The organism is Myxococcus sp. CA039A (assembly GCF_013336645.1).
Taxonomy (GTDB): Bacteria; Myxococcota; Myxococcia; order Myxococcales; family Myxococcaceae; genus Myxococcus; species Myxococcus llanfairpwllgwyngyllgogerychwyrndrobwllllantysiliogogogochensis.
This window is the reverse complement of record NZ_JABUMQ010000114.1, coordinates 1-21,655: the sequence shown is the minus strand read 5'-3', so window position 1 is coordinate 21,655 and position 21,655 is coordinate 1. Positions and strand designations below refer to the sequence as shown.

Sequence of the window (21,655 nt, the reverse complement as noted above, 5' to 3'; positions counted from 1 at the left end):
TCAGAGCAGGCTGTCCTTCCACGGGCCGGACACCTGCACCGTGCCACCCCCCTCGCGGGCCCAGATGCGCGGGTCGTACATCGCCTCGGCCTCCGCCGTCGGCAGGGTGAAGGCCCCCGCCGTCACCGCGCGCACCGCGTACACGATGCTCTTCGACTCCCGAGCCCCGAGCGCGCCGAAGACCTCCATCCGGTCATCCCGGATGTTGACGTAGTCCGGCGTCCACAGCGCGTCCGCGCCCACCCAGTCCACCGAGCCGCCACGCCCCAGCCGCGCGTTCTCGATTTCCCAGCCCGCCGGCAGTCGGTCCACCAGCGCGATGTTCTGCACCCGCTCGTGCGTGGTGTTGGTCAGCGTCAGCTCCACGTAGATGAGCTCCGCCAGGGCCAGGGGCGACGCCTGAAGCTTCAGCTCCGTGCCGTCCTGCTTGCGATAGGTGCGCTTCAGCGTGAGGCCCTCGCCTCCGGTGCGCACCTGTCCGTCCGCGCGCACGCCCTCGCTGCTCAACACGAGGTACAGCTTCCCCGCGTCCTTCGACTTCACGTCGAGCTGGAGCTGCTTGCGCTCGCTGGCCCGAGCCAGGGCCCACGTCCGGTCCGACGCGCGCGCGTCCTTCGCCTGCAGCGACGCCACGTCCTTGCCGTCCACCGTCAACACCGGCGGAGTGAACTGCGAGGCCGCGCCCTGCAGTCGCTTGCCCAGGCCCGTGATTCCCCACACCAGCTCCTGCGTCGTGTACCAGCTGCTCGTGTGGGCCTGGAGGGACTCGGCCACCATGGCCGCCAGGGGCTCCCCCGCGGCGGAGTTGCCGAAGAGGTCCTGGTACGTGCTCAGCATGAAGCCACGGCGCCGACGGTCCGAGTAGAAGGACCAGCTGTTCTTGCGCTCGTCGGTGACGGGCGACAGGTCCGGGGTGCGCAGCTCCTTCTCGTAGCGGCGGTCTCCGGCGAGCCACAGGCCGGCCTTGAGCATGTAGTCGTCCTCACGCTCCTGACCATCGAGCGCGCCCTTCTTCGACTTCTCGGCCAGCGTCTCCACCAGCTTCAACATGCGCGCCTTGCGGCCCTTGCCGGACACCGCCAGCACGTAGTGCATGTAAGATTCTTCGCTGTTGATGCGGCCATCCGAGCGAACCGCGGCGTTCTCGTAGGAACCCATGCGGCTGCTCATCCACTGAATCGCGTCGTTCAGCCGGTCCTGCGAGACGGGGTACTTCAGCTTCTGCGCATCGAGCAGCATGTGCGTCGCGTACGCGGTGCCCCACTCCACCGGCTCCGTGGAGCCCGGCCAGTAGGAGAAGCCGCCCGAGGACGTCTGCATGGACAGCACGCGGTTGATGCCCGCCAGCACCATGTCTCCCACGGAGCCCTTCTGGGTCAGCGTGGGGTCCACGGTGTCCACCAGCTCCGACACGAAGAGCAGCGGACGCGTGGAGGACGTCGTCTGCTCGATGCAGCCATAGGGGTACTGGACCAGGTACGACAGGTGCTGGAGCGACTGCGCATAGGGATTGGTCGTCACCCACAGCGTGGAGCGCTCCGTGGTGGGCACCCAGCCCTGGAGGTGCTTGGAGAGGTCCGTCACGCCCTCCGCCAGCTCGATGCGCTGCACGCGCCGCTCGCGGGGGCCCGCCGGGGACAGCGGCACATCCAGCGTCTCCTTCGACGTGTAGCCACCGCCTTCCACCACGACGCTCAGCCGCGCGGCGCCCACCGCCTGCACCGCGCGCGCCTGGAAGACGAAGGTGGTGGACTTGCCATCCTCCAGCCGGGCCCGACCCTCGCTCTTGCCCAGCAGTTGGAGCGGCGACGACGCCGTCGCGGGCTGCAACAGGCCCGGCACCGGCAGCGACTCCGCGCCCAGCGTCACCTTCACGTCCTGCTGCTTGCCGGACAGGTTGGTGACGAAGACGGGCACCTGGATTTCGTCGTTCTGCGTGAGGAAGCGAGGCAGCGTCGTCTGGAGCACCAGCGGGTCTCTCACCAGCACCTGCGCGCTCGCGCGGCCCAGGCGCTTGGGGCCGGCCGTCACCACCATCACCCGCACCGCGCCCCGGTACTGCGGAATCTGGAAGGGCAGGCGCAGCTTGCCGCTGGCGGGCACCAGCACCACGCCGCTCCACAGCGCCACGGGCTTGACGGGCTGCACCCGGCCACTCGCATCGCTCTCCGCGTCACCACCCGTGGAGCGCGAGTTGCCGCCGGGCGGCACGAGCAGCGTCCAGCCGATGGTCTCGTAGGTGCCCACGCCGAGCGCGCGCTTGGTGAAGATCTGCTTGAGCGGGTCCGGACTCTGGAAGCGCGTGAGGGAGAGGATGCCCTCGTCCACCACCGCCACCGTGGCGAAGGTCGGCCCCTCCAGCGCCCCCAGGTCCAGGTCCACGTTGAGCGTGTCGTTGGAGCGGACCTCCTTGGGCACGTTCAGCGTCACGGCTTGCGTGAAGTCCACGGGCTCCAGCGTGACGCTGGCCACGCCGAAGGCGCGGTCCGGCATGAACGCCTCGCGGGACTCCAGATGCGGGTCCTTCACGAGGAAGGTGCTCACGTAGACGTTGGGCGCGAACTGCTTGGGCGTGAAGGTCCACGTCACCTCGCCCGGCTCCACGGCCTTCCACTCGGTGGCGAGCACGCGGTCCGTCTCCGCCGTGAAGAGCATCCGGCCCTTGTACGGAGCCTTCACCTTCACGGTGATGGCCTGGCCCACGCGGGCCTGCGCCGGCACCGCGACATCCAGCGAGGTGGGCTTGAGCGGACGCGGCGTCTGGTCCACGCGCGAGCCCTCGCCCCACCAGTAGTAGCGACCCTCGCCCTCCAGCTCCAGGTCCGTCTGCGCATTGCCGGAGCGCACGCGCACCAGATAGCCCGCGGCATCTCCGCCCGGCGTCACGCTGAGGGAGAAGCGGCCGTCCACCACCTTCGCCGAGGCGCTGCCCTCGCGAATCGGCCGCAGGTAGCGCTGGTAGCGGTCATACCCCTCCGACTCGTCGTAGTAGTACCCGTACTCCTCCTCCAGGCGGACGTACTCGACCTCCACCGACTTGGGCGCCAGTGAGCCGGACGTGACGACCTTGCCGTCCCAGTCCACCACCACGCCAGTCACAGTGAAGGGCTTGCCGGCCTTCACCTTCCCCACGCTGGCCTGCAGACCCACGTAGTAGCGCTCCGGATGCACGGGCACGCTGGCCTCGTTCACCGTGGAGCGGCCACTGCCGGACTCGAAGACGCTGACCAACGCGCTGAGCTTCGCCGCGCCCCGCAGACCGCCCATGGCCGCCTGCGCCGGGCAGTTGAGGACCGCCTGGCCCTTCGCATCCAGCACGCCCTTGGCCTGCCCCAGCGTGACGGGACGCGGCTCCTTGCCGTCCTGGCGCCACAGGCCGTAGGTGAACTGGGCGTTCTGCTTCGGCTTGAAGTCCGACGGCAGTAGCCGGCAGTTGAGCTCCACCGGGCTTGCTTCCGCCGAGCCGCCGAAGAGATAGGCGGCCTCCACGGCGACGGGCAGCTCCACGCCCTGCACGTAGCCGGGGGCCTCGGTGGTCGCGGTCACCTTCATGCGCTCGGGGACGAACTCCTCCACGCTGAAGGCGTAGGAGGCCACGTCCCGGTCCGCGACCTTTAGCGTCACGCGGTAGCGGCCCGTGTCCTGGAATGCCTCGAAGGGAATGTCGAGCGAGACGAGTCCCGCCTCGTTCGTCTTCAGCGGCACCTTCTTCCACTCGCGCTCGCGCGCATCCACCACCACCAGTTCGACGGGCATGCCCGTGGGCGGCGCCAGGTCATCCTGGCCGCGCAGCACGGCTGCGACGTGCGCCGTGTCTCCCGGGCGGTACACGCCCCGGTCGGACCAGAGGGAGGCGCGGTAGGCCTTCTCGGAGCGGTAGGGCTCGCCCTGAACGTCCGAGTTGGCGATCTCCATCTTCAGCTCGCTGTACTTGAGGTACGTCAGCTCCTCGCCTTGACGGGCGATGAGCGCGAAGGGCTCGCTGTCGTCCGCGCCCGCCGCGGGCACCTTCAGCATGCACCCGTCGGCGCCCTTGGTGACGCAGCGGTCCACCGACTGGCCGCTCTTCTTCACGAGCGTGACTTCGACACCGGACACCGGGTCGGTGCTCTCGATGCCGAGCGCCCAGACCCACACCTCGCCCCGGTCCGTGGAGCCGGGCGCGGGTCCGCCCCGCTTCGCCACGAGGCTCAAGTCCGTGAGGAGGATGCGCGAGGCCGCCTGGAGGTCATCCTTCTTCACGGAGACCTCCACGAGTCCGCGCGTCGTGGACGGCACCAGGTTGGCCACGTCCACGTAGGTGGTGGTCAGGGTGTCCGCGGGGGACTGGAGGGCCAGCGTCTTCTTCACCACCACGTTGGACGTGCGCTCGTCGGCGACCTCGCGCTGGTCGTCGCTCATCCAGAAGACGAGGTTCTCCGGCGGCACGTTGCGGATGGTGAGTTCCACGCTGTCCAGGTTGAGGTGCTGCAGCGGCAGGTTGCGCCACGCGCTGCGCGGCAGGTAACGCCCCGCCGAGGAGAACGAGAGCTGCGGCTGCCGGGCCGGGACGGAGAGGTCCTCCACGAAGTCCGCCAGCAACGTGCCGTTGCCCACGGACGTCGTCCCCGCGCCGATGAGCAGCGAGTACACGCCGCGCTTGAAGTCACCGAAGATGCGGAAGCCGCGCCGCGAGGGGGCGACGGACACCTTCACCGGCGGCGTCAGGTGGATGGCGGCCTCGGCCGTGGCATCGTCCAGGACACAGCCCCGGTTGCTCGAGTCCCAGTAGAACTCGTCGTAGTCCATGTTCTGCCGAGGGCTCGGCGGAGCGGACATCTCCACGTCGCGGCAGCTCACTTCCAGGTAGTGCCCGGAGGCCCCGCTCTGACGGGCGATGCCGGTGATGTCCAGCCGCTTGCCACCGCGAAGCACGAAGGTGGACTCCGCCGCGGGTGCGCGCGCCTTCCCGTCCGTGGCCGAGGCGAGCCCCGCCTGGAGGACGAAGCGCACAGTGGCCCCGCCCTTGAGGCCCGGGTGGGCCAGCTGCGCGGTGACGACGTCACGGCTGCCGGCCACGGTGCGCCACTTCACGTCGGTGATGGCCTGTCCTCCCACCTGAAAGGAGCCGCGCGAACGCAGGGCGGCCGGCTCCACCGGGCCGGAGAACGCGAGGTCCAGCTCGACGCGGCCCTTGAGCAGGTCGAACTGCTTGGGCTCCATGCGGAGGAAGCGGAACGCGGGCGTCGTGAAGCGATGGGTCCACGCACCTTCGGAGGGCGGCTTCACCACGCCAGCGTCCGTCTCCAGCGACTCCACCGTCACGGTGTATTCGGTCTCGAAGGCGAAGCCGGAGCCCGTGGCGCTGAACGTGAGCGTGGACGGCCCGCTCCATTGCAGGTTGCCCGCGACTCGGGGCGCGATGTTGACGACGGTGCCCGGCTTCACCTCGCCATCCGGCGGGCGCAGCGAGCGGGCCAGCTCGATGACGACGCGCTGGGGAAGCACGCTCTCGGTGCCCGGCGCGCTGATGATGGGCGTCACCGACTCCGGCTTGACGGGCACCGGCGCCGGGGCGGCGGCGATTCCGGCGTCTGTCCCCGTCACCCGCGGAGCCTCGGTGGTCGCCGGCGGAGGCGAGGTCGCGGGTTCCTTCTCCTTCTGGCAGCCCGCGAGCGAGGTGCCTACCAGCAGCACGGCGAAGAGCCAGCCCGCGCGTGTCGCGCGGTGCGGCGTGGTCAGGACTGAAGACTGCGAACCCATGGTTCCTCCGGAGGTACCAGCTGTTCTTCACGTGACGTGCCGACGGCGCGCACGTCTGGAATCGAGGGGGGTGTGGTCGAACGCACACGGCCGGGACGCGGCCCCCACGCGTCCCCGAGCCCGCATGGTGTACCCGGAGCCACACTCCCGGTGGCCTCCGCGCCCTCACCCGGCGGTCGATGGCGTCACGCTATAGGGGGGCCCCGCGCCCGGGTCAACGGCCCAGGCCCGAGCCCCGGAAGACGCTAAGGTGCCCCGCGCATGGTGCTGCCCGTCCGTTTCGTCCTGATGCGTCCGCGCAACGCGGAGAACCTGGGTGCCGCTGCTCGGGCGTTGAAGAACTGTGGCCTCTCGGACTGGGTGTGGGTGACGCCCGAAGTGGAGGATTTGACGCCCGCGCGCCGGCTGGCGGTCCATGCCGAGGATGTTTTGGACGGCGCCCGCCGCGCCGACACCCTGGAGGAAGCCATCGCCGACTGTGTCTGGGTGGTGGGGACCAGCTCGCGCAAGGTGGAGGGCAAGCGACGACTGCCCCCGCGCTCGGTGGGTGAGGAGCTGGTGACTCGCGCGACGCAGGGCACGGTGGCGCTCGTCTTCGGAGATGAGCGCAGCGGGCTCACCAACGCGGAGGTGGAGCGCTGTCACGACCTGTCGGCCGTGCCCACCGCGCCGGAGCAGCCTTCCATCAACCTGGCGCAGGCCGTGCTGCTGTATGCCTATGAAGTCCGCGTGGCCACGCTGGCGGAGCACGCGCCGCCACCGGGTCCGCTGCCCGTGGCGGCCACGGACACGGAGCTGGCGCAGGTGGAGTCGACGCTGGGGGGCGTGCTCAGCTCGGGCGGATTCCTCATCGACGAGCAGCCGGGGCGCACGGCCTTGAGAGACCTCTTCGCGCCACTGCGTCGCTCACGACTCACGCGCAAGGAGGCGCGGCTGTGGCTGGCCGCGCTGCACACGCTGCGCAAGCACCGGCCCTCGGGTTAGACGGAGCGGGTGGAGCGTCGTGGCCGCGACGTCGGTGGCGGACCTCGATGCCTGCGTGACAGGCGCACCGAGACCCACGCGAAGACGGCCGCGGCGATGACGAGGAGCGCGACCCAGTACCAGTAGCTGGGACCGCTGGACTCCTCGGGTGAGAGGGACACGTCCTGAGGCACCTGTGCCAGCGCCATGAACGGGACGAGCAACGCGAGCAATGGGGCCGGGGGGATGCGCATGGGTGTCCTCGTCTTGAGAACCTCTCCATCGCGCTCGGTGGACACAAGCGCTCGCGCCCGCCGTCCCACCGAGAGGAATCCCCAACGCTCGGGCCCCTGCTCCCTGTGCGGCTGAGTCCGCGATTCACTTCGCGGGCTTCGGCTTCGTGCCCGTCAGCCGGGAGAGGAGTTTCGGGTCGTCCGGGAGGAGCCCCGCAGCGGGCAGCCGGGTGACGAGTTCCCGCCACCGGGGATCGGCGGCGTACGTGCGCTGGAGCAGCGGGAGGGCTTCATCCACGCGGCCCACGCCGACGAGGGAGATGGCGTGCCAGAAGACCATCTCCATGTTCCCGGGAGCGAGCTTCTCCGCCGAGGAGTACGCGGCGAGGGCCGCGTCGGTGTCCTTGTGCTCGAGGGCGAGGTCTCCCTCGTTCATGAAGTTGTACGCGCGCTGGAGGGTGACGAGGCGACGGAGTTCCTTGAGAGGTTCCGGGTGGTCCTCGATGCGCAGGTCGAAGCGACGGTCCTGCCAGGGACGGCCGGTGGACTTCGCGGAGACGACGATGAGGGCGGCGGATTGCTTGCCCCGGATGTCGCCGCCCTGGGCTTCCGCGGCTTCGAGCGCGGTGAGCATGCGCTCGGCCAGGTCGCCCTTCGAGTCGCGGTACGCCTGGGACATCGCGGGCCAGACGGTGGCCTTGTCCATCATGTTGGCCTGGACGGAGAAGCCTTCGCCCACGACGTGTCCGGCGGCGGCGATGCAGCTCCTGCCGGTGTGCGCGGAGACGCGGCCCTGCGCGTCGACCATGGCGACCTGTCGCACGTTGCTGGCGGAGTCCGCCGCGAGCAGACCGTTGAGGGCATCGGGAGCGCTGCGTCCGGCGCGCATGAGCTCCAGGCCCAGACGACCGTAGGACGGGTCCACGAACGACTGGGTGGCGACAGCGCCGACGCCGGCCTCGGCCCAGGGCACGGTGGCGCCCACGGAGAACCAGTGGGACTGGACGGCGACCCCCAGGTCTCCCGTCACCGGGTCTCTCGCGACGATGGAGTAGGTGTGGACGGGTCGGCGAGGGGTGAGGGCTGGCTCGGCGGCGACGGCGGGGAGCGTGAGGAGGACGAGACAGGCGGCGAGGCGGGACATGGCGGCTCCTGCGGGCGAGGAGGCGCAGGGTGGGCGAGCGGGCGGGCGACCGCAAGGCCCGGCGCGGCACGCCCGGGGGACGGCCCTACCTTTCGGGAGGAGTCCTGAACCCGCGAGAGGAGCACGCATGGATCACATGCCCTACGAGTCGATGGTGGTGGGCGACGATGAACCGGGACGCGGCGGTGGCCAGCCCCGGAAGGACGAGCGCGAGGAGGAGGCTCCAGGCCGCACGCCGCGGAAGGCCGAGGGCGACGAGCAAGAGGCAGAGCGGCGGAGACCCGAGGATGAACCGGGCAAGACTCCGGGCATGTCCGAGGGCGAGGACCCGGACACGATTCGACGTGAGTAGCGGGGTCACTCGCCGGAGCGATGGATCGCGTCTCGAATCGCTCCGCGCAGCGCCGACCCGGAGGTGATGAGCGCGGAGATGTGGCCCGCGTCCAGGATGCGCAGCTCGCTTCCGGCCCAGTGCGCGTGAAGCGCTCGCGCCTCCGACAACGGCACGAAGGCATCCCTCGCGCACGCCACGATGACGGCGGCGCTCGGCTTCGCGGGCGGCGGCAAGAGACACGCATTCGCCGCGTCCAGAATCGTCGCGAGTCGCAGCCGGGCCTCCGCTTCATCCGGCGAGCCTCCCAGCTTCTTGAAGTCGATGGAGCGCCCGTGCACGCCCTTCGTGAACACGGGCGCGGGTGACGCTCCCGCCGCGAGCGCCGCGACTCCCACGGGCTCCGGCATCGTCGCCGCCGCGAGCGCCGCCATGTAGCCACCCATGCTGTATCCCGCCACCGCGACGCGCTCGTAGCCCTCCCGCCGCGCATGCGCCACGAGCGCCCGCGCCTCCTCGATGCTCGCGATGTTCATGTTCAACTGCTCGCTCACCGTGCGGATGTGCGGCCCCTTCTGCCCTGTCGCCCTGCGCGTCCCGTAGAAGGGATTCTCCAGGAAGAACAAGTCCACGCCCTCGTCGACCAACGGCGCGAAGAGCCACGTCCTGAGCCTGAATCCCTCGTCCCGCGACGAGGCCAGCACCACGCACGCATCCCGCCCGCGACCTCGCGTGGAGGAGAACCACCGCACCTTGCCGCGACGGACCTCCGGAGGCAGCGCCGCCCAGGGCGAGTCGAACGCGCCATCCCGGAAGCAACGCCGCCCCCGCGACTGCTCCGCCTCCCAGCTCATGGAGAGCGGGCCAGGCCGGGCGCAGAGCCGGTCCGACAGACCCGGCCCCGTGAACGCCTGCTCGTCCCCCCAGCCGTCACAGAACAGCGAGTGACTCGCCAGCGAGGCGATGAACCCATCCAGCGGATGCATCCGGGTTTCATCCCGGACAGGCGGTGTTCCGGCACGCGAGGTCATTCCCGTGACTCTACGCCGGCCACTCCCGGACGTCGGCGGTGAGATGCGCCACGTCGGGGAACTGGTGATGATATGACGCCGCCCTCGCGGCGGGTCGACGACACCCGGTGCTCCCGACCCGCCCTCGCGTCACCTGCCCCCTGGAAGCCCATGCCTCGCAAGTACGACAAGCCCAAGGCCCCTCAGCAACACCAGCGCTGGGAGGGCAAGGAGAAGCCGGACTGGCTGTCGCGCGCGCTCGCCCGAGCAGGCGTGTTCCCCCAGAAGGAGGCCGACGACGCCATCCGCGCCGGCCGCGTCACCATCAACGCTCGCGTCGCGCTCATGCCCCTCGCCCCCGTGCCCCCCGGCTCCGTCGTGCGCGTGGATGGCAAGGTCGTCCCGCTGTCGGCCCCCGCCACGCGCGTGCTCGCCTTCCACAAGCCCGCGGGCGTGCTGTCCTCCACCGTGTCCCAGCACCGCACCGGCACCGTCTTCGAGGTGCTCCTGCGCCAGTTGCCCCCGGACCTGGCCGGCTACACGTGGCACGCGGTGGGCCGCCTCGACGTGGACTCCACGGGCCTCTTGCTCTTCAGCAATGACGACAAGTTCGTCGCCCACGCCACCTCCCCTGACACGCAACTGCCCAAGCGCTACGTGGCCACCGTCTTCAGCACCCCCGACGAAGCGCGCGTGGAGCCCCTCCGCCAGGGGATGACGCTCGACGACGGCCCCGCGCGCCCCGCCACCGTGCGCATCCGCGACGAGCACACCGTGGAGGTCACCCTCACCGAGGGCCGACACCACCAGGTGAAGCGGATGCTCGGCGCCGTGGGGCTCCCCGTGCGCGCCCTCCACCGCGAGGCCGTGGGTGGCATCGAGCTCAACGACATCCCCGAGGGGACCTACCGCCTCCTCACCGAGGAGGAAGTGCGCGACGGCCTGCTCTACTCGGGGCGCACCCCACCGAGCGAGTGACGTCGCGGCGCGCTCGCTCGCGCCACCCACATCCCCGACAGCAAGTGCCACACCGCCCGCGACAGCAGGTTCTCTCGCGGTGAGCCCTCGCTCCGGGCAGAATCCCGGCGCATGAACGCTCTCATCCGGCAGTGGTCCTGCGCTGTCCTGCTGCTTCTCTGCGTCGCGTGTGGCGGAGGAGACGACGACACTGGGGACGACGCGGGAACAGGCGCTCCCGATGGCTCCGTGCTCCCCGACGGAGGCACGCGCGAGGACAGCGGCTCCCAGCCGGACCCCGACGGAGGTACCCAGGCGAACCCCGACGGAGGGGCGACCAGCGCCGACGCCACCGTCCCTGGAGCCATCACCCTCCCCTTCCCGACGCTGCACCACCTGACGGTGGAGTGGGCCTTCTCCGGTGACCCCAACGCGAACGGCGTCGTCTCCGTCCGCTACCGCCCCGTCGGCACGGGCACCTGGCAGCAGGCCCTGCCGCTGCGCCGCATCCCGGCCGGAACAAACGAGGGCTTCAGCTGGGGCTCGCGCCACTCCGGCAGCGTGTTCGGCCTCCAGCCCGGGACGCGCTACGAGTTGGAGGTCACCCTCACGGACCCGGACGGAGGCTCCACCACGCGGACGGAGACGGCGACCACGCGCGCGGTGCCAACCCCCATGGCGAGTGCTCCCGTCAAGGCGGTGACCCCCGCCACCTTCGCCACCGTTGCCTCCGGCGCGCAGCCGGGCGACATCCTCGAGCTGGGCGCGGGGACATACAGCGCGTTCGACTGGTCTCGCAGCGGCACCGAGGGCAAGCCCATCGTCCTGCGCGGCACCACCGGCACCATCCTCACCGGCCCCATCAACCTGTTCAACCAGAGCTACGTCCACTTCGACCGGCTCACCATCAACGGCCGCGTCCGATTCAACGGCTCGAAGCACTTCGTGCTCACCCGCTCCACCGTCAACGCCACCACCGCGAACGGAGGCGACGCCGTCGTCACCTTCCTGCGCGCGGAGAACGCCTATATCGCCGACAACGTCGTGACAGGTGTCACGCAATGGGCGGAGGCCTCGCTCGGCGTCAACGGCAACAACCAGGGTGAGGGCATCTGCGTCACGGGCCCGGGCCACGTGATTCTCAACAACCGCGTCACCGGGTTCCGCGACGGCATCTCCTTGATGGAGGACGACGCCGCGGTGGACCAGTACAGCATCGACATCCTCAACAACGACCTCATCGGCAACGCGGACGATGGAGTCGAGGCGGACTTCTGCTTCCACAACTGCCGAATCGTCGGCAACCGCCTCACCAACAACTTCATCGCCCTGTCGTCGCAGCCGAGCCTCGGCGGCCCCACGTACTTCGTCCGCAACGCCGCCTACAACACGGTGCACATCGCCTTCAAACTGTACCGGGGCAGCTCGGGCGACGTGCTGCTGCACAACACCGTGGTGAAGCATGGCGACGGGCTCGGCATCACCGCGGGCAGGCCCGTGGCGAACCTGTACTCGCGCAACAACCTGTTCATCGGCGGACCGGGCGGGTCCTTCAACGGCTACAACAGCGGCAACGCCAACGGGCGGGTGCTCCACATCCCCGACCTGGTCACCGCGAGCGCCAACCTGGACCACGACGGCTTCGGCACCACGTCCGGCAACTTCACCGCCACCTGGGGTGGCAGCGCCCTGACGGGACTGAGCGCCCTGCGTGCCAGCACCACCGAAAAGAACGCCGTGCAGGTGGACCTCGGAGTCTTCGCCGCGTCCGTCGCCTACCCCGCCGCGCCGATGACGCTGTATGCCGCGCCCGACCTGCGCCCGCGCACGGGCTCGGCCGTGGAGAACGCGGGAGCGCCCCTCGCCAACATCAACGACGGCTTCAGCGGCGCGGCGCCGGACCTGGGGGCCTACGAAGTCGGAGCGCCCCTGCCCGTCTACGGCCCGCGCTCCTGACCTCACGCGAGACTTGCGCTCGCGCGGGGACGGCTCAGACTCGGGCCTCCCTCCCACTCCAGGGAGGCCCGCAGTCCGAAGCCGAGGCGCTTCCATGACCCGGTATCGACCCGCTCCGCGCTACCTCGTCCTCCTGCTGGCGCTGCTCACCATTCCTTCGGCCCGAGCCGAGCAGGAGCCCGCCGCCGCGACGCTCCTCGGCGAACTGCGGAGCGTGACGGACTACGACGCGAAGGCGCCGCTCGACGTGAAGACGGTCCGCGCGCAGCGGCGCGGCGACATCACGGTGACGGAGCTGACGTACGCCAGCCCGAAGGGCGGACGCGTCCCCGCCTACCTCGTCACGCCCCCGGGCCCCGGGCCATTCGCCGGCCTCACCTTCCTGCACTGGGGACAAGGCTCGAAGAACGAGTTCCTCGACGAGGCCCTCTCCCTGGCCCGCTCGGGCGTGGTGTCGCTGCTGGTCGATGCCCCCCATGTCCGCCCGGCCCCCTGGCGTGGTTCGCTCAAGGGCGCGGCCATCTACGACTCGTCCCTTCAAATGCTGGTGGACATGCGGCGCGCGGTGGACCTGCTCGCCTCGCGGCCGGAGGTCGACGCTCGGCGACTGGGCTTCGTGGGCCACAGCATGGGCGCGATGGTGGGCGGCGCCCTCGCGGGCGTGGAGCCCCGGCTGCGCGCCTTCGTCCTGATGAATGGCGTGGGCGACTACTCCAAGAGCATCCGCGAGATGGAGTTGGACAACGAGAAGCAGCTCGCCAACGCGATGTCCAAGGAGGACTTCGCGAAGCTCGTGCGGAAGATGGCGGTGCTCGACGGCGTGGTGGGGGTGGGCCATGCGGCGCCCCGGGCACTCTTCTTCCAGAATGGCCGCTCGGACGCCTGGGTCACCGCCGCGCAGGTCAACACGTTCATCGACGCGGCCACGATGCCCAAGCTCGCCAAGGTCTACGAAGGAGGCCATGAGCTGGGCGACGCCGCGCGCAGGGACCGGGCCCAATGGCTGCGCACGCACCTGGGCTTCGGCGAGGTGCCCGCCTTCGGCCCTCCGATGATTGCCCTCCCCATGCCTCCGGAGCTCCAGGGCCTCCCCCTGCCCGAGTGGACCAAGGCCCGGCCCGTCCTCACCATCCCCGGCATGGAGGAGGTGCAGGTCCGCCGGGCGCTCACGTACACGCGCGCGGGCGGCCGCGACTACAAGCTGGACCTGTACATCCCGGAGGCGGTGTCCCAGGGACGCGTGCCCATCATCGTGCTGGCCCATGGGCTGCTGCACCCGGACCTGACCCCGCTCGTGAGGGACCTGCCCGCCTTCGCCGGTCAGGCCCGCTGGCTGGCCACACAAGGCTTCGCGGTGGCGCTGGTGGAGCTGGGCTCCCCGTCCACGGGCATCGAGAAGTCCCAGTGGCTCACACGCGTCGCCGACCTCCAGAAGCGCGTGGACGCGGCGCTGGCCTTCGTGCGCAAGCAGGCGGCGACGGAGCCGCTCGACGCGGACCGCGTCTGCCTCATGGCCATGTCCGCCGGAGGGCTCTGGGGGCTGTCTCCCGCGCTGAGCAAGGCGCCTCCCGCCTGGTTGCGCTGCGCGGTGGCGTGGTACCCCCTGCTCGGAGGCCCGGACGTGCCCCGAGGCCTCGGGCCCATGGACGGCCTGAAGGCGGCGAACGCCAAGAAGGTGCCGCCGCTGCTCGTGCTGCGCGCAGGCCTGGACACTCCTCCGCTCAACGCCGCCCTCGACGACTTCGTGAAGGAGGCCCGGAGCCGAGGGGCCCCCCTCACGCTGATGGAGCTTCCGGAGGGTCACCACGGCTTCGAGTTGACGGACGACGTGGAGGACTCGCGCGAGGCGATGCGCAAGACGGCCCTCTTCTTCGAGGAACATCTCCTTCCGTGACTTCAAAGGTCGCGTGGCCTCGCGTACCTTCGCCCCATGGTGGACTTTGACCTGGTGGTGATTGGTTCCGGCCCGGCCGGCGAGTGGGGCGCGGTGCAGGCCGCGATGGCGGGCAAGCGCGTCGCGGTGGTGGAACGGGAGTCGGTGCTGGGCGGCACGGCGGCGAACACCGGCACGCTGCCCTCGAAGACGCTCCGCGAGACGGCGCTGCACCTGTCCGGCCTCAAGGCCCGAGGCCTCTACAGCGTGGAGACCACGCTGCGCCACGAGGCCACCGTCTCCGACTTCCTCTACCGCGAGCGCCGCGTGAAGGGCATGGAGCGCGAGCGCATTGGCCACAACCTCCAGAAGCATGGCGTCCAGGTGTTGCAAGGCGTCGGCTCGTTCGTGGACGCGCACACCGTGCGGGTGTGCCGAAAGGGCGCGGAGGACCTCCTGCTCACCGGCTCCGTCATCCTCGTCGCCACCGGCTCTTCCCCGTACCGGCCTCCGCTGTATCCCTTCGGCGACATCCGCGTGCACGACTCGGACGAGGTGCTGGAGATTGGACGGCTCCCCAGCTCGCTCGTCGTCGTGGGCGGCGGCGTCATCGGCTGCGAGTACGCGTGCATGTTCGCCGCGCTGGGCATCCCCGTGACGCTGGTGGAGGTGAAGCCCGAGGTGCTGCCCTTCCTCGACGACGAAATCTCCGCGCTGCTCGCCCAGCGCATGGAGGCGCTCGGCATCCGCCTGCGCTTCGGCCAGACGGTGGAGAAGGTGGACGTGCCCGCCGCGTGCGAGGTGCCCATCCGCCTGACGCTCTCCTCCGGGGAGGAGGTGGACACCGACCAGGTGCTGGTGGCCTCCGGTCGCTCGGCGAACACCTCGGGCCTGGGGCTACAGGACATCGGCGTGAAGCTGGGCGCTCGCGGACAGGTGGAGGTGGGCCCCAGCTTCCAGACGGCGGTGCCCCACATCTACGCGGTGGGCGACGTCATCGGCTTTCCCGCCCTGGCCTCCACCTCCATGGACCAGGCGCGCATCGCCGTGGAGCACGCCTTCACGCTGGAAGGCCCGCAGGCCCTGGCCACGGTGCTGCCCTACGGCATCTACACCATCCCCGAAGTCTCCATGGCCGGGGAAACGGAAGAGGGGCTGCGCGCGAAGCGGGTGCCCTACGTGGCCGGCCGCGCCGCCTTCGCCACCAACCCGCGCGGGCAGATCATCGGAGAGATGTACGGCCTGTTGAAGCTGCTCTTCCACCGCGAGAGCCTGAAGCTCCTGGGCGTGCACGTCATCGGAGAACAGGCCTCGGAGCTGGTGCACGTGGGGCTGGTGGCGATGCTCACCGGCTCCACCGCGCGGCTGTTCATCGAGACCTGCTTCAACTACCCGACGCTGTCGGAGGCCTACAAGGCGGCCACGTTCGACGCGCTGGACCACCTCAAGCACGGCACCGTCTGAGGCTCAGCGGCGGCGGGGAGGATTCACGCTCCCCACGCTCTTCAGACTGCCCACGGTGAGCCCCGAGGGGCTCGGCGCCGTCTCGTGGACCTCGTCCGCGGAGGACCGGGCCAGCGCGCGCGGCGCGGCCCCGCTGTCCACGACTGTCCCGGCGGCACCGCGAAGCAGCTCCCGGGCGCGCTGCCAGCGGACCTTCTCCTCCGCCATCAACCGCGTCAGCTCCTCGCGAGCGGAGCCCTCCGGAAGCTCGGCCGCGGCGGCGGCGACCTTGTCCAGGAAGGGCAGCAGGTAGCCGAAGTCCTTGTCGAAAGCGCTGGGGTTCGTCGCCACGTCCGTCCTCCTCTGGAGCCGCGCCACCCTAGCCCATTCCCAGCGCCAGGGGCCGTTTCAGCCGTGGTACACGCGCGAGGCGACAATCCGGCCCCCGCGCACCTCCAGCACCTCCGCCACCGGCATGGGCGCCTCGCCGGGCGCATGGCGCAGGTACTCCATGAAGACGCGCTCTCCGTCCGCCGTCAGCGCCGTCTCCTCGTAGCGCAGGCCAGGCAGCCGGGCGATGGCCTCCCTCCACCACTTCCCCAGGGCCGAGCGCCCCACCAGCTGCCCCCCGGTCTCCGGATGCAGCACCCGAATCTTGGGGGACGTGTGGGTGCAGTCCTCGGCGTACAGCGCCACCAGCGCCTCCACGTCGTGGGCGTTGAAGGCGTGCAGCCAGGCTCTGGCCACGGAGAAGTTTTCGCTCGCACTCATGGTTTAGGTACCCTCGGAAGAATTCAGATCGGCCCCTCCGCGCAGCGGGGAGACCGGTCGCCCTGTATATAAGGTGGGCCGAATCTGTAGACAAAGGTGGGAGTATAGGACCCCACCGTCATGCGGATTTGGCTGGAAACCAAGTCCCGTGGGAAGTAAGGGCCCCGCCTGCTCTGTTCCCTCAGGCACTTTCAAGAGAAGAAGGACCGGATCGTGGCCGCCAACGCACCCATCGACAAGATTCGTAACATTGGTATCTCTGCCCACATCGACTCGGGCAAGACGACGCTCTCCGAGCGCATCCTGTTCTATACGGGCAAGATCCATGAGATCCACGAGGTCCGCGGCAAGGACGGCGTGGGCGCGGTCATGGACTCGATGGATCTGGAGCGTGAGAAGGGCATCACCATCCAGTCCGCCGCGACGTACGCGATGTGGGGTGAGTTCAACATCAACCTCATCGACACGCCGGGACACGTGGACTTCACCATCGAGGTGGAGCGCTCCCTGCGCGTTCTCGACGGCGCCATCCTCGTCCTCTGTTCGGTGTCGGGCGTGCAGTCCCAGTCCATCACCGTGGACCGGCAGATGAAGCGCTATCGCGTTCCGCGCATCGCGTTCGTCAACAAGATGGACCGCGCCGGCGCGAACTATGACCGCGTGGCCGCGCAGCTGAAGGAGAAGCTGAACCACCACCCGGTGAAGCTCCAGTACCCCATCGGCGCCGAGGACCGCTTCAAGGGCCTCATCGACCTCATCCAGATGAGGGCGTTCTACTTCGACGGTGAGAACGGTGAGATCGTCCGCGAGGAGGAGATCCCCGCGGACATGCTGGACGAGGCCAAGGTCCGTCGTCAGCAGATGATCGAAGGCGTGGCCGAGGTCGACGACCAGCTCGGTGAGCTGTTCCTGTCCGACGCCGCCATCCCGAACGACATGATCACCGCCGCCGTCCGCCGGGCCACCATCGCCCTGAAGATGACGCCGGTCATGTGCGGCTCCGCCTACAAGAACAAGGGCGTGCAGCTGCTCCTGAACGCGGTCTGCGGTTTCCTCCCGAACCCCAAGGAGGCGACCAACGAGGCGCTGGACCAGAAGAACAACGAGGCGAAGGTCATCCTCGAGTCCGACCCGGAGAAGCCCTTCGTCGGTCTGGCGTTCAAGCTGGAAGACGGCCGCTACGGGCAGCTGACGTACATGCGCATCTACCAGGGCCGCGTCACCAAGGGTGACTTCATCTTCAACCAGGTGAACCAGAAGAAGGTCAAGGTTCCGCGCATCGTCCGGATGAACTCCAACAAGATGGACGACATCAACGACGCGACGGCCGGCGACATCGTCGCGCTGTTCGGCGTCGAGTGCGCCTCCGGCGACACGTTCACCGATGGAACGGTGAACTACACGATGACGTCCATGCACGTCCCGGACGCGGTGATTTCGCTCGCCGTGGCGCCCAAGGACCGCTCCGCCCTGGCCAACTTCTCCAAGGCGCTCAACCGCTTCACCAAGGAAGACCCCACCTTCCGCGTGCACCGCGATGAAGAGTCCGGGCAGACCATCATCCGCGGCATGGGTGAGCTGCACCTGGAGATCTACATCGAGCGCATGAAGCGCGAGTACCAGTGCGAGGTCCAGGCCGGTAAGCCGCAGGTGGCGTACCGCGAGACCATCAGCCAGAAGGGCGAGTTCTTCTACACGCACAAGAAGCAGACCGGCGGCTCCGGTCAGTTCGCGCGCGTGTGCGGCTACATCGAGCCCCTGCCCTCGGACGCGGTGCAGCAGTACGAGTTCGTCGATGACATCGTCGGTGGCTCCATCCCCCGCGAGTTCATCCCCGCGTGCGAGAAGGGCTTCAACGAGGCCATCAAGAAGGGCAGCCTCATCGGCTTCCCCGTCGTCGGGTTGCGCGTGGTCATCAACGACGGCGCGTTCCACGCGGTTGACTCGTCCGAAATGGCGTTCAAGACGGCCGCCATCATGGGCTTCCGCGAGGGCTACGCCGCCGCCAAGCCCATCATCCTCGAGCCGATGATGAAGGTGGAAGTCACGGCGCCCGAGGACTTCCAGGGCTCCGTCGTCGGTCAGCTCAACCAGCGCCGTGGCACCATCCTCTCCACGGAGACGGCCGAGGGCCAGGTGACTGCGGTGGCCGAGGTTCCGCTGAACGCGATGTTCGGCTACTCCACGGACCTTCGCTCGGCGACGCAGGGCAAGGGCGAGTTCACCATGGAGTTCGCCAAGTACACGCCGGTGCCGCGCAACGAGGCCGAGGCCCTGATGGCGCAGTACAAGGAGAAGCTCGCGGCCGAGCAGGCGGCGCGCAAGTAGTCCGCGCCACCGCGACGTCGAGGTTGTAAGGAAGGCGCTCCTCATCAGTGAGGGGCGCCTTTCGCCTTTTCAGGAGTCAGAACACCGTGACGCTGCTTCGTGCCGCCAACGTCCAGCTCAGCTTCGGCAGTCGCACCGTCTTCCAGGGCCTCACCGTCACCATCGAAGAGGGTGAGCGCGTGGGCCTGGTGGGCGTGAATGGCTCCGGCAAGACGTCGCTGATGAAGATCCTCGCGGGCGCGGCGAAGCCCGACACGGGCGAGCTGCAGTTGCGCCGTGGCGCCCGCGTCACCTACCTGCCCCAGGAGCCGGAGTTCGCCGAGGGCGCCACGGTGGCCTCGGAGCTGTCCGTGGCCCAGGGCCCCCTGCGCGAGGCGATGGCCGCCCAGGCGGAGCTCGCGCTGAAGCTGGAGGCCTCTCCCCCGGAGGCCCACGAGAAGCTGATGGAGCAGCTCGCCGTGGTGTCGGACCGCATCGAACAGCTGGGCGGCTGGGACACCGAGCACCACGCCAAGACGCTGCTCGACAGGCTGGGCGTGAAGGACTGGGACCGCCCGGTGGCGCAGCTGTCGGGAGGCCTGCGCAAGCGCGTGGCCATTGCCCGGGCGCTCCTCACGCGGCCGGACATGCTGCTGTTGGACGAGCCCACCAACCACCTGGACGCGGACACGGTGGACTGGCTGGAGGAGGAGCTGGACAAGCTGCCCGGCTCGCTCCTGCTCGTCACGCACGACCGGTACTTCCTGGATGGGCTGGTGGACCGCATCGTCGAAATCCAGCCGGGCGGCGGCGTCACGTCCTATCCGGGCAACTACCAGGCGTACCTGGAGCAGAAGCTGGTGGCGCAGGAGAACGCCGAAGTCTCGCAGCACAAGCGCGAGCGGTGGATTGCCCAGGAAGTCGCGTGGCTGCGCCGGGGCCCCGAGGCGCGGCGCACCAAGAGCAAGTCGCGCATCGACCGGGCACAGAAGCTGATGGCGGAGAAGGGCTTCCAGCGCCCCAAGGTCGCCGACCTGCGTGTGATTGCCGCGCCCCGGCTGGGCCACACCGTCATCGAGTCGGAGGGGCTCCAGAAGTCCTTCGGTGAGCGCAAGGTGCTGCAGGGCGTGGACTTCCGGCTCCAGCGCGGCGAGCGCGTGGGCCTCGTCGGCCCCAACGGCGTGGGCAAGACGACCTTCCTGCGCGTCATCCTGGGGGAGCTGCCTCCGGACGGCGGCAAGCTCGTCATCGGGAAGAACACCAAGGTCGCGTACTACGACCAGAACCGGGCGCAGTTGGACCCGGAGATGACGGTGTACGACGCGGCCTCGCAGGGCGAGGACTGGGTGGACCTGGGCGACCAGAAGGTCGCGCTGCGCGACTACCTGGACGACCTGCTCTTCCCCGTGCCCATGCAGCGGATGAAGGTGAAGGCGCTGTCGGGCGGCGAGCGCAACCGGCTGCTCCTGGCGCGCCTGTTCCTGGAGGGCGCCAACGTGCTGGTGCTGGACGAGCCCACCAACGATTTGGACATCGTCACGCTCAACGTGCTGGAGCGGCTGCTGCTGGACTTCGGTGGCAGCACGCTGCTCGTCACGCACGACCGGTACTTCCTCGACAAGGTGGCCACCAGCATCGTGACGTTCGACGGCAACGGCCGCGTCACGCGCTACGAGGGCAACTACGCGATGTACCGGCGGCTGAAGGAGCAGTCGGATGCCATGGCCGCGAAGGGCGCGCCGAAGAAGGACGAGCCCGCCCCCGTCGCCCCCCTTCCCGCGGCGAAGCCGGAGGCGCGCAAGGCGGTCAAGCTCTCCTACAAGGACCAGCGCGAGCTGGACGGTATGGAAGCCACCATCGAAGTGGCCGAGAAGCGCAAGGCGGAGCTGGAGGTCCAGCTCGCCGACCCGACCATCTACAGCAAGAGCGGCAAGGTGGCGGAGGTGCAGAAGGAGCTCGACGGCGCCATCGCCGACATCGACCGCCTCTACGCGCGCTGGCAGGTCCTCCAGGACCTCGCGGCCGGCTCGGCCTAGCCGCTCCATTCCATGCGCGGCCGGAATTGCCGGCACGCGAAGTTTGCCATTCAATCCAGGGGCTCTCGCGGAGCCATCCCTTCCCTCCAGGGAGTCCCCTGACATGTCTTTCATTTCGTACCGCCCGGTGCGCCGGGTGCTGCCACCGTTGTGTCTGTTGCTGGCGTGGGGCTGTCATTCGGAGGAGGCGAGCCTGGAATCCGCGCCGCCCGCCCTGGCCACATCCCGCGCCGCCGTGGAGGAGGCACCGCCGGAGAGCCTTCCCGCGGACTTCCTCCAGGACATCCAGCTGGCGCTGCCCGAAGGACAGTCCGTCCTGGTGCACCATCCGGAGTACCTGTCGTCGAGCTTCGACCCCAACGTGCGCGTCGTCGCGGAGTCGGATGTCTGGGTGACCTTCGTGTCGGAGGCCGCGACGTTCCTGAACGCCTTCGGCTACTTCACCTATCCGGAGAGCAGCCCGCCCACCACGACGGTGGGCCTGCAGAAGCACCTCGTCTTCGGCAACGCCTCCGCCTGGGGCTCCGGGGGCACGCTGTCACCGGGTGACCGCATGCGCCTGGGACGCTTTCCCGCGGGCACCCGGATTGGCTTCTTCCTTGTCTCCAACGGCTGGGATTGGGGCCAGGTCGACTACGGCCGGACGACCTACTACTCGGTGGATGCGCTGAATCCGGAGCCCCTCGCGTCGCAGCGCCGGCACCTCGTCTCGCTCTACCACCCGGGCGCGCAGCGGCGCGTGCTGGCCTTCGAGGACTTCGACCGCGCCCACGAGCAGGCCAACAACAACTTCTCCGACCTCATCGTTTCCGTCACCAGCAACCCCGCGACGGGCACGGACCCTTCAGGCCCGAGCATCCCCGACAAGCCCTGCCCCGAGTCCCCCACC

General features: G+C 69.4%; 15 protein-coding genes. 9 read left to right on the top strand and 6 right to left on the bottom strand.

All coding sequences use genetic code 11. The features are described from left to right. Positions 1–5,742 carry an alpha-2-macroglobulin gene (locus HR086_RS20175; protein ID WP_174466419.1) on the bottom strand — a complete coding sequence of 1,914 codons (5,742 nt, stop codon included), beginning with the start codon at positions 5,740–5,742 and terminating at the stop codon, positions 1–3. Positions 5,743–6,003: 261 nt separating this feature from the next. Here HR086_RS20175 and HR086_RS20170 point away from each other — a divergent pair, with 261 nt between their 5' ends. After that, positions 6,004–6,726 (top strand): RNA methyltransferase, encoded by a 723-nt coding sequence (locus HR086_RS20170; RefSeq protein ID WP_174457207.1) that lies wholly within the window; start codon positions 6,004–6,006, stop codon positions 6,724–6,726. Here HR086_RS20170 and HR086_RS20165 read toward each other — a convergent pair. Beyond that, entirely contained in the window at positions 6,723–6,959 is a 237-nt protein-coding gene (locus tag HR086_RS20165; RefSeq protein ID WP_141645967.1) for a hypothetical protein, read from the bottom strand. The two genes, HR086_RS20170 and HR086_RS20165, sit on opposite strands and share 4 nt — an antisense overlap. Positions 6,960–7,083: 124 nt before the next feature. Further along, on the bottom strand, positions 7,084–8,082 hold the full coding sequence (locus HR086_RS20160) for a DUF1028 domain-containing protein (RefSeq protein ID WP_174457208.1): 999 nt from the start codon (positions 8,080–8,082) through the stop codon (positions 7,084–7,086). A 127-nt stretch (positions 8,083–8,209) separates the two neighbouring features. Here HR086_RS20160 and HR086_RS20155 point away from each other — a divergent pair, with 127 nt between their 5' ends. Beyond that, positions 8,210–8,434 carry a hypothetical protein gene (locus tag HR086_RS20155; RefSeq protein ID WP_246137501.1) on the top strand — a complete coding sequence of 75 codons (225 nt, stop codon included), beginning with the start codon at positions 8,210–8,212 and terminating at the stop codon, positions 8,432–8,434. A gap of 5 nt (positions 8,435–8,439) precedes the next feature. Here HR086_RS20155 and HR086_RS20150 read toward each other — a convergent pair whose 3' ends face one another. After that, the gene (locus HR086_RS20150; RefSeq protein ID WP_174466418.1) at positions 8,440–9,444 is read right to left on the bottom strand and encodes an alpha/beta hydrolase family protein; all 1,005 of its coding nucleotides are present in this window, start codon (positions 9,442–9,444) and stop codon (positions 8,440–8,442) included. Positions 9,445–9,594: 150 nt separating this feature from the next. Between HR086_RS20150 and HR086_RS20145 the strand changes: the two genes are divergently transcribed. From HR086_RS20145 to sthA, 4 genes are all read left to right on the top strand, one after another. Beyond that, positions 9,595–10,401: a pseudouridine synthase gene (locus tag HR086_RS20145; RefSeq protein WP_174461796.1), complete on the top strand. Its 807-nt coding sequence runs from the start codon at positions 9,595–9,597 to the stop codon at positions 10,399–10,401. Between the two features lie 111 nt (positions 10,402–10,512). Next, positions 10,513–12,336 carry a right-handed parallel beta-helix repeat-containing protein gene (locus HR086_RS20140; RefSeq protein WP_254626398.1) on the top strand — a complete coding sequence of 608 codons (1,824 nt, stop codon included), beginning with the start codon at positions 10,513–10,515 and terminating at the stop codon, positions 12,334–12,336. Positions 12,337–12,430: 94 nt separating this feature from the next. Further along, positions 12,431–14,230, top strand: a complete 1,800-nt coding sequence (locus HR086_RS20135; RefSeq protein ID WP_174466417.1) for an acyl-CoA thioester hydrolase/BAAT C-terminal domain-containing protein — start codon at positions 12,431–12,433, stop codon at positions 14,228–14,230. A 36-nt stretch (positions 14,231–14,266) separates the two neighbouring features. Further along, entirely contained in the window at positions 14,267–15,673 is a 1,407-nt protein-coding gene (gene sthA / locus HR086_RS20130) for a Si-specific NAD(P)(+) transhydrogenase (protein WP_141645972.1), read from the top strand. 3 nt (positions 15,674–15,676) lie between these two features. On the opposite strand, the gene HR086_RS20125 is transcribed toward sthA, so the two are convergent. Next, complete coding sequence (locus HR086_RS20125; protein ID WP_141645973.1) at positions 15,677–16,003, bottom strand: hypothetical protein; 327 nt, start codon at positions 16,001–16,003, stop codon at positions 15,677–15,679. Positions 16,004–16,060: 57 nt separating this feature from the next. Next, the gene (locus HR086_RS20120) at positions 16,061–16,423 is read right to left on the bottom strand and encodes a nuclear transport factor 2 family protein (RefSeq protein ID WP_174457211.1); all 363 of its coding nucleotides are present in this window, start codon (positions 16,421–16,423) and stop codon (positions 16,061–16,063) included. A 213-nt stretch (positions 16,424–16,636) separates the two neighbouring features. On the opposite strand from HR086_RS20120, the gene fusA reads away from it, so the two are divergent. The 3 genes from fusA to HR086_RS20105 all read left to right on the top strand — a co-directional run. Then, a complete protein-coding gene (gene fusA / locus HR086_RS20115) occupies positions 16,637–18,751 on the top strand; it encodes an elongation factor G (RefSeq protein ID WP_174457212.1) in 2,115 nt (704 codons plus the stop codon). An 86-nt stretch (positions 18,752–18,837) separates the two neighbouring features. Continuing rightward, on the top strand, positions 18,838–20,766 hold the full coding sequence (locus HR086_RS20110) for an ABC-F family ATP-binding cassette domain-containing protein (RefSeq protein ID WP_174457213.1): 1,929 nt from the start codon (positions 18,838–18,840) through the stop codon (positions 20,764–20,766). 103 nt (positions 20,767–20,869) lie between these two features. Further along, positions 20,870–21,655 (top strand): DUF4114 domain-containing protein (locus HR086_RS20105; protein ID WP_174466416.1); only part of this gene is annotated, 786 nt, incomplete at its 3' end.

Coding starts and splice junctions, on each gene's coding strand:
- HR086_RS20140 (WP_254626398.1), top strand. CDS start 10,513: ATGAACGCTCTCATCCGGCAGTGGTCCTGCGCTGTCCTGCTGCTTCTC.
- HR086_RS20175 (WP_174466419.1), bottom strand. CDS start 5,742: ATGGGTTCGCAGTCTTCAGTCCTGACCACGCCGCACCGCGCGACACGC.
- sthA (WP_141645972.1), top strand. CDS start 14,267: ATGGTGGACTTTGACCTGGTGGTGATTGGTTCCGGCCCGGCCGGCGAG.
- HR086_RS20145 (WP_174461796.1), top strand. CDS start 9,595: ATGCCTCGCAAGTACGACAAGCCCAAGGCCCCTCAGCAACACCAGCGC.
- HR086_RS20150 (WP_174466418.1), bottom strand. CDS start 9,444: ATGACCTCGCGTGCCGGAACACCGCCTGTCCGGGATGAAACCCGGATG.
- HR086_RS20170 (WP_174457207.1), top strand. CDS start 6,004: ATGGTGCTGCCCGTCCGTTTCGTCCTGATGCGTCCGCGCAACGCGGAG.
- HR086_RS20155 (WP_246137501.1), top strand. CDS start 8,210: ATGGATCACATGCCCTACGAGTCGATGGTGGTGGGCGACGATGAACCG.
- HR086_RS20165 (WP_141645967.1), bottom strand. CDS start 6,959: ATGCGCATCCCCCCGGCCCCATTGCTCGCGTTGCTCGTCCCGTTCATG.
- HR086_RS20135 (WP_174466417.1), top strand. CDS start 12,431: ATGACCCGGTATCGACCCGCTCCGCGCTACCTCGTCCTCCTGCTGGCG.
- HR086_RS20120 (WP_174457211.1), bottom strand. CDS start 16,423: ATGAGTGCGAGCGAAAACTTCTCCGTGGCCAGAGCCTGGCTGCACGCC.
- HR086_RS20160 (WP_174457208.1), bottom strand. CDS start 8,082: ATGTCCCGCCTCGCCGCCTGTCTCGTCCTCCTCACGCTCCCCGCCGTC.